General features: G+C 45.4%; 9 protein-coding genes. All 9 read right to left on the reverse strand.

The annotated features are described in order from the left end of the window. Nucleotides 1-168 precede the first annotated feature (168 nt). On the reverse strand, nt 169-477 hold the full coding sequence (locus H6G89_RS24800; protein WP_190511488.1) for a hypothetical protein: 309 nt from the start codon (nt 475-477) through the stop codon (nt 169-171). Further along, nucleotides 464-1366, reverse strand: a complete 903-nt coding sequence (locus tag H6G89_RS24805; protein ID WP_190511490.1) for a S8 family peptidase — start codon at nt 1364-1366, stop codon at nt 464-466. Before H6G89_RS24805 ends, H6G89_RS24800 begins: the two co-directional genes overlap by 14 nt. Beyond that, nucleotides 1363-5811 carry a LamG-like jellyroll fold domain-containing protein gene (locus tag H6G89_RS24810; RefSeq protein ID WP_190511492.1) on the reverse strand — a complete coding sequence of 1483 codons (4449 nt, stop codon included), beginning with the start codon at nt 5809-5811 and terminating at the stop codon, nt 1363-1365. Before H6G89_RS24810 ends, H6G89_RS24805 begins: the two co-directional genes overlap by 4 nt. A 190-nt stretch (nt 5812-6001) precedes the next feature. Further along, on the reverse strand, nt 6002-6928 hold the full coding sequence (locus H6G89_RS24815; RefSeq protein ID WP_190511494.1) for a helix-turn-helix domain-containing protein: 927 nt from the start codon (nt 6926-6928) through the stop codon (nt 6002-6004). A gap of 3 nt (nt 6929-6931) precedes the next feature. Then, nucleotides 6932-7060, reverse strand: coding sequence for a hypothetical protein (locus H6G89_RS35880; protein ID WP_255519502.1), 129 nt, complete (start codon nt 7058-7060; stop codon nt 6932-6934). A 294-nt stretch (nt 7061-7354) separates the two neighbouring features. Then, entirely contained in the window at nt 7355-7828 is a 474-nt protein-coding gene (locus H6G89_RS24820; RefSeq protein ID WP_190511496.1) for a hypothetical protein, read from the reverse strand. 639 nt (nt 7829-8467) lie between these two features. Beyond that, the gene (gene pseG / locus H6G89_RS24825; protein WP_190511498.1) at nt 8468-9508 is read right to left on the reverse strand and encodes a UDP-2,4-diacetamido-2,4,6-trideoxy-beta-L-altropyranose hydrolase; all 1041 of its coding nucleotides are present in this window, start codon (nt 9506-9508) and stop codon (nt 8468-8470) included. A 440-nt stretch (nt 9509-9948) separates the two neighbouring features. Beyond that, on the reverse strand, nt 9949-10944 hold the full coding sequence (locus H6G89_RS24830) for a class I SAM-dependent methyltransferase (protein WP_190511500.1): 996 nt from the start codon (nt 10942-10944) through the stop codon (nt 9949-9951). Between the two features lie 11 nt (nt 10945-10955). Then, entirely contained in the window at nt 10956-11768 is an 813-nt protein-coding gene (locus H6G89_RS24835) for a class I SAM-dependent methyltransferase (RefSeq protein ID WP_190511502.1), read from the reverse strand. Nucleotides 11769-11791: the final 23 nt, after the last annotated feature.

Here is an 11791-nt window from a genome sequence, read left to right on the forward strand (position 1 = left end):
TAGCCTCCCTAAAAAGGAAATTAGGTTTCCGAGCTGGGCTATCAAGCCGAACGGTGAAACCCAGCATCCTCGTTTACCACCTTGACAGGGCTGGGCGAAGCCCCCAAACCCTTTTACATTGCAGAACTTTGTGTTCGCAACACTAGTGCGATCGCGCCAGCAACACCCTTAAAAAAGATAAAAAGGGTCTACTGTAGCAGAACTCGCAACTTGCACCCGTGAATGGCTGATAAAAGCATTGATGAATTTGGGATATGCGGTTAAAGCAATTGCATTAGCCCGTGAAATAATCCGACAAAAAGAGGGGGTTTCATTGGTTTGATCTACGACTTCTTGGAGAACTTGTTTAGCTAGTTCTTCTTCCCATACCTTTGGTGAGTCCTGGTTGTGTCCCACAAGAATGAAAATAGCATCAATCAATATGTCTTCACGAGCATTTTGCAGATGGCGACTGAGGCGAGGATCAAGATAGTGCATTACATACTCCCAGTGCTGTCTCTTTTGAAGCAAGCAGCGTTTCCAAAGCCCCTACCGGATTGACAAGACCACACCCCATTCGCTGAGGATCAACATCAGGCAGTAGTATACAACTTTTTAGTAAAGCATGCTCAATTTCATCAACAGTAGCATCAGGTTTTGCCTGGAATAAAAGCGCAGCAACCCCTGCCACATGAGCGGCTGCCATCGAAGTTCCACTTTGTTTACTCAACCCTCCACCGGGTTTGGTAGAAAGAATATCGACACCTGGAGCAACTAAGTTTGGTTTAATTGGGTCGTTGGGGCGGTCGAACACTTGACTGCTCGAAAAGTTTGCCACCCGATTGTTTTGATCGACTGCACCAACGGCAAGAACGCCGGGGTAGTTGGCAGGAGAATAGGAGCTTCTACGTCCTGAGTTTCCGATCGGGACAATACACAACACCTCTTGTTGCCGAAGTCTTGCCAGCACGGTTTCAAATAAGGGATTGTAGCCTGGCATGCCCAGAGATACGCAAACCACCCGCACCCTCTGGTCAAACATCCAATCTAAACCGCACAGGACTCTGATTAAGGGTTTTCTCCCTTCGATCACCATGCCAGAACAGAGTTTAGCATCTGGGGCAATGCCAATGGCTTGTCCATCAACTGTGCCCCCACAAATAATGCCTGCGGTATGGGTGCCATGATCACTGGAATCATGAGGAAGTGTATTGGGAAGGATTTCGCCGTTCTCATCGAACTGGGCAAATGTGGTAATGCGATCGCACAAAGCAGGATGCGCCCCATCTATACCCGTATCCAAATGTCCTACCTTGACCCCTGCCCCTGTAAAGCCGTGTTGCCAACAGCAGTCAAGGTTGAGACACCCAAGATTCCAGCCCATCATGCTGATTTAAACTCCCGTCTCATTTCGTCTCCCTTTAAACCAGACACTACCCCAGCACAAACAATATCAATCAATCCTAGTGTCAGCTTTGATTGAGGTCCACCATAGTTAAGGAAAGCAAAGAACGACGGAAAGATGGCAATATATTCTCCAGATTGGCGGATTGACTCCTTGTGCGTTTTGCTGGCTCGACTGTCACCCTCCTTAGCATTATCGTTCAGTGAAGTCACCAGGTATTTAGTGGTAATGCCCAAATCAATTGCCGCAAAGAGCATTGCCAGGACGGGCATAGTTTTCTCCACGGCGTCCTCAACCTTGGTGGGATCCTTTTTATGGATTGCACGTTTGATTCGGGTTTTTGCTACCAAGAGTGCAACTACATCGATCCCTAAAGCAAACGATCGCCATCCCCACATCACCCGTTCCCAATATTTGTCTGGGTTTTTTGGCTCAGTAACCTTAAACTCAGCAACATTGTAGGGTCGTCCTCCATCAAAATCGGGGGAGTCAGGAAAACTCGACAGCCAGCTAAAGAATTGCAGCAAAGTGCTCACCACCTCAAACCCTAAATGCTCTTTTGGGGAGGCATCGAGCAAACTGGTGACTAAGCCATTGATCGTATCCGCAATAAATCCAGTCACCATCCAACCTTGCACTGAGGCAGTTTGAGATAAAGCAAGTTTGGCTTCTGAACCCGCCAGCAGTTTGTAGGTGATCGTCACCGGAATTGCTAGCAGCAGCGTCGTGAGGTTCAGTAGATTGAATTTATCAATCTTGAGTACTTTCTTAAACAACGCCGTGACGAACGGAATGTTAATCTCGGCGTTGATTAGCGATTTAAACTGACCGATCGCACTCGCAATACACTTCAGGAAGGCTTCTGCAATGCCTTTGATAAAATCAAATGCCGTATTGACTACGCCTTTGATCATTTCTAGAAGGGCAATCAGGGCAAACTGGGGTTGGGTTGGTGCAGCAATTAAGAGCGCGATCGTTTCTGTCAATCCAGCCAGACCTTTCAACAACATATCAACAACTGCTTTGCTACTCGACTGAAAAGTGGAGAAAAAGGCAGCGACAGGATCAGTTCCACTAGGGGATGGAGAAACCGCTTTTGTAGTATCTGAAAAGGATGAGGAATTGCTGGTCAGTTTTGAGAGTAGCCATTCAAGCGTTTCCGGCAGTTTGGGCTGCTGATCGATCTTCTCCGTATCCTTTTTGAGGCGATTTAGTGTTTCATCCAGTCCGCTGTTCACCGCGTTCTTGACGGTATCTACCAACTCATTGACAGGTGCGATCGCCGCGATCGCCGCCTTTTGGGCAAAGTCGAAGCCATCATTCACTTTTAATGCCAACATTCGCTGAGTTGCCAGGATATCGTCCCAGTTGAAGAGCGATCGTAAATACTCTGCTAGCTTCTTCGCAGCCACCTCAATTTTCCCGACGACCCCTTCCACAAACGCGGCTGCTTTTTCTGCTGTGTCGATCACAAACCGCGTCACCTCTCCAGCCGCATCGACTACAACAGCAACGACTTGTTTAACAGTGTCAACAACTTTATTTACTGCGTTTACAATTCCAGTCGCCACATTTTGAACCACTCCCACCACAACAGACACAGCACTGTTGACAGCATCTTTGATTCGCCTAAAAACATTCTTGAAACTAAATCCCTGTGCCAGTGGTCCACTGGCTTGAGTCAATAACTGGGCAAAATCTTCCTCTTCTAACTCCTGTTCAGTAATTTGACTAGAAGCATTAATATTGACGTTTAATGACCTGTTTTCTCCCTCACCTGGTTCTCGATTGGTTTCTTGTCGAAAATTGAGTCGCCAAGGCTTTTCAATGGCATCAGCAGAAATCACCCGATCAATTAACTGATCGTCTTCATCAACCGCAACGTAGCTCAAAGTTCTCATTGTTTTAGCCACGGTTCGCTGCACATTTGCCACCTCCGCTGCGGTGTATTTCGTCTGATTCACCAACTGATCACCCGCCGCATCTTTTGCATCCCACAACGCATCTTCATCCAGATCTGCGAGCTGCCGATGTGCCTCCCGATCGGGGAAAATTACAATCCGCTCATGGGCTTGCATTGTGTTGGTACGGATCTTCAATCCTGGTGTGTTAATGCCCTCTGCTTCAGAGGTAATCATGAGACGGTTCATGGCGTTGGGAGAAAGCTTGATGGAGCGATCTTCATCAACTTCATAATCTGTTCCGTCCACCTCAAATTTAGTTAAATCAGTTGCCCACACTTCTACTTCTGTTACTTCTGGTAGGAACTTGAGGATCGTTCGGTATGAAGTAAGATCCTGGAATGTTTCTCCTACCAGTTTGTAATCCTGGCTGAGGCTAATGCTAAAAGACACATTAGCCTTCTTAGGTGGAATATTGCGCCAAATCTTGGCTGAAGAGATCTGATCATTGCCAATTTGAGAGGTGCTTAAGTCGGGAATATTCTCCACAATATCTTCAATCTCTTTTTCTCGATCTTGTGAAGTGACTCCATAATCTGAACCAGAATAAAGTGTTATACCCGTCTCGGGTCCAAGACGAATAGAGGATATAACATCATTGAATCCTTCAATTACTCCAAAATCGCTACAGCTATTGTATAGAATCCAAGTTTTTCCCCAGTAGGCAGGCTGTTCATAAAAGGCAGCTTCTCCAGGTAAAAGTTCACCGACTTGATTCTCACTTCCAGCGATCTTCAAGATTCGGTTAAAAATTGCTCTGTTCTCACGCTCACTTGTCCATTCAAAGTGTCCTATCTGCGTCTGAGCCAACCTATTAAAGTGTTCTACCTGAGCCTGAGTTAGATCATTAAATTGTTCTATTCGAGCCTGGGTCAACTCAAACTTTTCCCATGCTCTAAGGGCAGAACGATTTGCAACAACTTCTCGTCCACCGCCCCCCTCAGCAGAAAAATACTTCTCGTCTTGAGTCTTAAAGGCAACTCGATTATTATCAAGCTCAATCAGTTCATAGTTGTACTTAGCACTAGAGTCAGCTAAAACAAAATTGGGATCTTCACTTAAGTAGCGCAGGTAAAGCTCTCGTTGAAATGATTTCAAGGCAACTGTATTATCTTGAAGTTTAATAAGTTCAAATATCGAATCAACACCCGGATTTGAAGCATTAGCCCAAATTGCTCCCTTACGGCTTTCTACTTCGTTGTTTCTGGCACGAAGATATTGTCCATTACGGGCTTTAAGTAGAATTAGATTACTACGAGGTTTCAATCTAAGCCAGAAATCTCCTTGCTGATTAGTCAAGGAAAAGCGATGAAAATCCGTTTTTTCTCTCTCTACAAAAACTGGAATTTGGGGTACTGCTTCATCAATTTGTATTCCAGATGCACTATGGCTCGACGAGAATGATGAACCAGGCAGTAACTGTATCCACAATCTTTCTGCATTGACATGAAAATCAAAGAGTTCAAAGGCTGTAATACGCGAATTAGTAGCCAGCGAAGGATAAGCAAGACTGAGGTATTGACCATTAGGTGCCAAAATAGCCCATTTGCCAGTGAAAGGTTTACCAACCGTTGACCAGATACGCACAGACTTTGGTGATCCTGCCAGTCTTGTTTGAGACAATTTGGGTAAATCAGCAGCAACTTCCTGAAAAGTTCCACTAAAGTGAGAGTCTTTATACAAAGTAACGCCTGTATCAGGTCCAAGCCGCAGTTTTTCAAAGGAAGATGTAATCTGACTCAGATCTGCCACATCAGTAGTCCAGATTCGAGTGACATCATCATCGGCTGCTGTCTTCAGCTCAAATTCACCCTTCCTAAGTGGAGGAACTAAGGCAGAAATCTGCTGATCGGATAAGGCACGATCGTAGATTCGCAAATCTTCAAACTCAGCCTTTGGAGGAGCAAGAAAACCAGGATTTGCTTTTCCTGTTCTTAATTCATTGCCATTGCTAATATTAGCAACGCCACCTACAGACCGCTGGGCTGATAATGTGCCATCAATATAAAGTCTGAGTTCTTGTTGCTCTCGTACAACTGCAATATGATGCCAAGTGCCATCGCTCAATTTTGAACTACTGTCAAGCCCTATGTAGTGAGTCGCACTACTGTTTTCACAAATTTCTGTACAAATATATTGTTCAGAATTAACTCGGATAGTAAAAAAGTTTCCATAAGAATCTGTAGTTCGATTTCCCAATAGTTCCACTCCCTTGGAACCGATTGCAATTTTGACCCCAAAAGCAACGGTAAAATCTGCGCGACCGAATTGACCAACCGCTTGCCCTAGCGAGATAAAGGAATCGACAGAGCCATTTAGAGCAACCGCCTTGCCAATACGTCCTCGTCCATTCCAGCTTGCCTTGGAAACTGTGGCAGTTATCCCACTAACAGTATCTCTTGTGCCAGAACTGCTGACTTCTGCAAATGTCCAGTGATACTTAGGGGTATGGGCTGAGGTTGACATGGGGCTTTCTCCTGATTTTGAAACGGGTTCGTTCTGAAGCCTAACGGTAGAGTGAGGTGGTGGAAGACCAGCTTAAAATTAGCTAAAAAGCTTTGTCCTGACTGCGTTGGGCGATCACTTAGTTCGCAGCTAGATTACATCGAGTGCAGTGCAAGTTCTTGCATTGGATTGCCGCTTTTGCACAGAATTGCTATGACTTGGAAAATTTTTTTGGGGTCACGCCTGTTAACCGCTTAAAGTGGCGATTGAGATGGCTTTGATGAGTAAAACCGCAAGCGATCGCCACCTCTGAAATTCCCATCTTTCCATCTTTTAACAACAGCTTTGCTCGCTCCACTCGCTGTCGGATCACATACTGATGGGGTGTAACACCAGTTGATTGTTTGAACGATCGACAGAAGTGATAGGCACTAAGTTGAGCGATCGCAGCTAATTCCTCCAAACTCAACTCCTGGTCTAGATGTGCATCAATGTAGTCAACCACAAGTTTCAGTTGCGTGGGAGACAAGCCACCCACATAGTGAATAGATTTGTGAGTGTGTGCTGAATAATTCCTCAGCAGATGGACTGCCAGGGCAGTTGCCATTGTCTCCGCATACAGCTTTCCACCGGGTCGATGGGATTCTAAATCTGCTTTGAGTGCCAGCCCAATCTGAAGAATGAGGGGGTCGTACAGTGGTTTTTGAGGCAGTAGCTCAACCTGATCAACCGCTAACAATTCTGCGGCGTTGCGAGTCAGCAACTTTGGTTTCAAATCGATGGCGAATCCTTCGTGCTGTTGATTCCACGCACCCCAGTGAACGTGGTGCATGGGCACAAGGGTCATGCCTCCGTGAAAGAGCATCTGCCGCTGCACCCGCCCGTTTGCAATCCCCTCGATTTGCCAATCGAGCTGAAAACCCTGTCCAAGCGTAACCGCGATCGCATAATGATCAAAGCAAAGGTTTGGGGTTTCTCCTGCTGGTACAGGATGACGGTACTCTAAGCTGAAACTGCTCCATCCCGCTTCGGCACTCGTCAGCTTAGGGGGTAGTGGGTATTGATCAGAATATCGTGGCGGAGAATCAGAATCGTCATGAGGCTGGCTTTGCTCAGAGTTTGAGGGCGATCGCGACATCGTTTATATGCCCCCACAGATTGCAAGGCGATCGCGATTCCATTGAGCTTTATGACTAAACAGCAGAGATGGAGGTGACTGCAAGACAATGGCTTTTGCGGTACTCAGGATTGGGGGTTGATCCTCTGGCATAAGCTGAACCCTAGATCATTCAATTTTGATGCATGTGATTGCTTTGCTCAGAGCCTTATCAAAGTCCATGGTTTATTTTCAAAAATCGTTTTTTAAGGTGTGGTTCACTAGGGAGATGGCTCTTGGTGGCTTTGAAGCACTATAAATCGTCTCTTGCCATTACTCAATAGCCTCCTCTAGATGCTTTCACCTGACTGTTTATTTCGATACCAAAGCAATTAGAACAAAGAAGCGATCGCTCTCCTACATGACAAAGCGATCGCCTCTATTCATCTTCAACTTCAACTTCTATCTTTAGCTTTGTGGCTCAACTTGAGGCTGAGCTTTACGGGTCTTACGAAACCGCTGTGCTAGATCATCTTTAACCTCATCTAAACCCACGCTCTTGCCCACTGTTTTGATGGAACTATAGGCAACTCGTGCAGCCGCATAGGCTTCACTGCCCGCCACCATTTGAGTATCTTCTACTAACTCTCGTAACTGACTGAGGGATTGCAGAACAGGGTTCAAAGCTTCAAACAATGCCAGATCCCGACGAGCCTCCTCAATATTCAAGCAACGAGGCATCAAGTTGGAATACTGAGTGGCAACGTCGAGGGCTTTAACGACAAAGGTCTGAGACTTAAGCCCTAATTTAGCGATTTGACGACGTTCAGTAGGGGTTAAACCTGTGAGAAAAGATAGTTTTTGGCGAATAGCGTCTAGGGCAGCGAGCACTTCATCAACTTCAGCAGGTGGGAGAATGGCATCAATCGTACGAATCGTCATTTATTGACTCCTTTAGGATAAGAAGATGCACCGTTTAAAGTGCAATAGAGCATTATTTTTCGTTCAGTAATGCTTTATTCTGAAATTCCCGAAATGGATGGATCACTAACTCCGTAACAGCACCGAAAATTTTCTAGACGGAGATTAAGTCTCCGTGAATTTTGTGATGGTTAGAGGGAATGAAGTCTCTTGGAATGCCATCGAAGCAGCCAGGAATATCAACGGAGTCACTTAGAAACCCAACGAAGAGACTTTGAGCGGCAACGAAAGGACTTTAAGTGATCTGAATCACACTCAAAGTGACAATGAAGGAACTCTGAGCGGCAATGAAGGGACTTTAAGTGATTCGAATCACACTTGAAGTGACAACGGAAGGACTCGAAGAGACAACGAAGGGACTTCAAGTGATCTAAGTCACACTTTAAGCCACTCCAACCTAGATTTACAGCCGCTTTCAATTGCTGGGGTATGCTAATTAAAGTGGAGACTGTAAATTAAAACGTGTCTGTTCCCGTTTCTACCCACCCGCGACTAAAGTGCGGGTGAAAATAGAGCGAAGGCAAAGCCTATCTTTACACAAAATTCTGAACATATCCGTTGCTGGGCTATTCACTCCCTGCTCCCTATCTCATAACAGGTCTATTTATTTGGAAACAACTGTAAACACTGCACAACTCGCTCAACTCCTCTGCCATCAACCAGGGTTTGGTTCCGCTGCATCATGTCAGAGCGTTTCGCAGAATTGGAAAGGAGATCAGTTAATGCGATCGCGATCGCCTCTATCGTCACATCTCCATGCCAACCCAGGTTGATCACAGCACCCAATTCGCCTAATTTTTCAGCGATCGCCCGTTGGTTCTCTGCCAAAATCACCATCAGTGTGGGCAACCCCATAAAGGCAAGTTCCCAGGAAGTCGTGCCCCCTGCGGCGATCGCCACATCTGCCCATGCCATGAGTTCGGGCATATTCGTCACATTTTGCTTGAGGTGAATTGAGTCTTGGGACGCCTGCACCACAGATTGTAGAGATTCCCAATGGGGATTACTGCCCCCAATCACAGCGATGATTTCCAAGCCCTCAATCTCAATGAGTTGGATGGCTCGCAAAATCTTCAACGTCACATTGTCTGGGTCAGCCCCTCCCATCGTGATCAAAATTTTACAAGCAGGAGTATTAGATGGTCGCTGCCAACCCTGCCATTGCAAAAACTCTGGTCTGAGCAATGCATAGCGAGTGCCTAATAGCAGTTGAGTGTAAGACTCTCGACTCTCGTACAACTCTGGGCACGCATAGACATTCTGATTCAACACTAAATCGGCATCGTAGTGAGAGGCATGTTGATAGTCATCAAAAAACAGTAGGTTCAAGCCTGCCGCTTTAATCCAGCGTTGGTAGTCTGCGCCAAAGTGATAGCCATCCACATTAATCCAGATCGCTTGATAATGGTGGGCTAGAGCGATCGTTGCTTGAGCATCGTCCAAGCTACCCAGTTCATGCGGAATGTTAATGAGCTGAATGTCTAATGTTTGAAGACGACTGACTAGATTGGGGGTGATTTGAGCCGCGACAACAATCGGGTGATGTCCTGCCGACTGCAAGCCTTGAGCCAGAGCCAGACAACGCATGATATGACCAGTCCCAATTCGGGTAGAAGCATCTGCGCGAATCAGAATAACCATTTTTGTCCGTTAAATTTCTGATTCCTCTGCCTGCGGTATCTCCCTTGAAAAGCTACGGTGTAAACATCTCTGCTTCTTCCAATGAGGTACTCAGTTACCTTTATTAGCTTGAAAACCAGGCATTGGGGGATTCTCCCCCAAACCCCCAATTGGGGGACGCTACTGTCTCCCCCAAACCCCCTAGCAGAAGGTGTTTCGGTTAACCCAAAGGCGCGCTTCGCATCTATACCAAGTACGGGTGCTTCTGATCGGGTCAAGCTCCTTGAAAAAGGCTCAAGATCCCCCAGTTTTGGGGGATTTAGGGGGCTAAGAGAACTTGTGTATACACAGCATCCCTGAAAAGAGGGATGAAGTCGTATCTCTTCCCTTAAAGGGAGGAGCAGGGGGGAATTTGTTGGTCGCAACATCTTCAGCGTTGGGATTGACTTTATGAATTTGCTCTAATATTTCCTAGCAACTAGCAGCATATTAGACGAGAGTTTGTTATCGGATAAGAAGTTTTGAAAGGCTTCTCCTTTCGTCTCCCATTCGTCAATCAATACTTGTTTGAGGAAGGGTTGTTGACTAATATCAAACTCACCCGATAAGACCTTTTTACGAACTAGTTCGGCATCTAATCGTCCAGGGGTTTGCTGCTCAATCACCTCAAAACCACAGGACTCTAATAATTGAGCTAAAGAGCCAGGATGAAATAAATTTAAGTGCTCATTATCTACTGCACTAGATTGTTCTTTGAGGGTGACAATATCAAACCCTTTGATATTTGGACAGGTAACAATAAAAATGCCTCCCGGTGATAGCAAGTCATAGCATTTCATCAGGAATTCACGAGGGGAAAACAGGTGCTCAATCACCTCAAAATTAACAATGACGTTGATGGGTTCAGCCCCAAAATCAATGTGCTCGATAGGTTTCTCAATGATTTTAAGACCGCGATCGCGACAGGTCTGTGCCAGGTCCGGCGTGGGTTCCACTCCAATTACCTGCTGAAATACCTCTGTTTTTTGCATCTCTTCGCAAAAGATACCAAATCCGGCTCCCACTTCTAAAAGGGTTTGAGTCGGCACGTTGAATCGATGACAAATATCTAGGACTTTTTGCACCCGTGGCTTAAAGATTTTTTCGCGTCGAGCCGCTTCTGAAGCCGGGAAAATATATTTGTTCCAATAAGCGTAATTTTCCGATTCTCGATAGTATTCGTCTAAATGGTCAGGGCAAGGACGGGGATTAGCATATACGGTTTCACATTGCTCACAAATAACGAATTGAATCTCGTATTTTTCGTAGGCTTTTTGACTTTCAGAGGAACCACAAGCAGGGCAATTGACATGAACAAATTCATGCTTGTGTTGGAGCAATCGTCGGATATCCGCAGCAAGCCGCGCCGCTTGATCCTTCATCAATTCATCGGGTCGAATTTCTGATTCTTTTAGCATAGTTTCTAACTTCACAAGCGAATTGCACAAGAGCCAAATGTGCTGCACATAAACATCAATTTCCAGCGATCGCCTTCATCCACATTCAGAGTGGATGGATAGGTTTTATCCTGAAGTAAAGGCGGAGGTAAAATGTGAAAGTTAATAAATCCTTGCTTTAATTCTTTGAAATTAAACTTTTTGAGTTTGTGATGGTAGGAAAGAGGATTTTCTCGAACATTGTATGCAGCCTTAGATGAACCCTCACTATGAGTTAGCAAGCTAGATAATTTGGCATGCTGTAAAGCATCGGTAACGAAATAATCTTTAAAGAACTCCACTGTGTAGTGATTCAAACTAAACAAATCAAACAACTCATTTGAATGAGTCACGATTAGATATCCTCCCGGTTTTACAATCCGAGAGGCTTCCTGATAGAAAATGAGTTCTTCTTCGTCCGTTAGATAGGCTAAGACATTAAAACTGAGTAAGCCATCCAATGAGGCAGAGCCAATTTGCTTAAGGTAGTTCACATCAGCTACCTGAATGAGGGAACTGTCAAATCCCCAACTGGTTAACCGTTGCTGCCCAATCTGGATCATCTCAGGAGCAATATCAATCCCTTCAATGTTGCCCCCTGTTTCTAAGAACCACGGAAACAAAATGGCATCCCCACAGCCAAAATCAAAAATTTGTTTGCCTGGTTGAAACAGTTCCTCTGGAATTAGCGATCGAATAACTTCAAGGCGATGTTTGTGATAGTCATTCTCCAAAGCATCTGAATATTGGTTCGCTACATCTGCCCAATATTGTTTGGAATCCAGATCCTGTCCTAGCTTCTCCATAATTTTTCCAATTTAATGATTTC

This window comes from Oscillatoria sp. FACHB-1407, from assembly GCF_014697545.1.
Lineage (GTDB): Bacteria > Cyanobacteriota > Cyanobacteriia > Elainellales > Elainellaceae > FACHB-1407.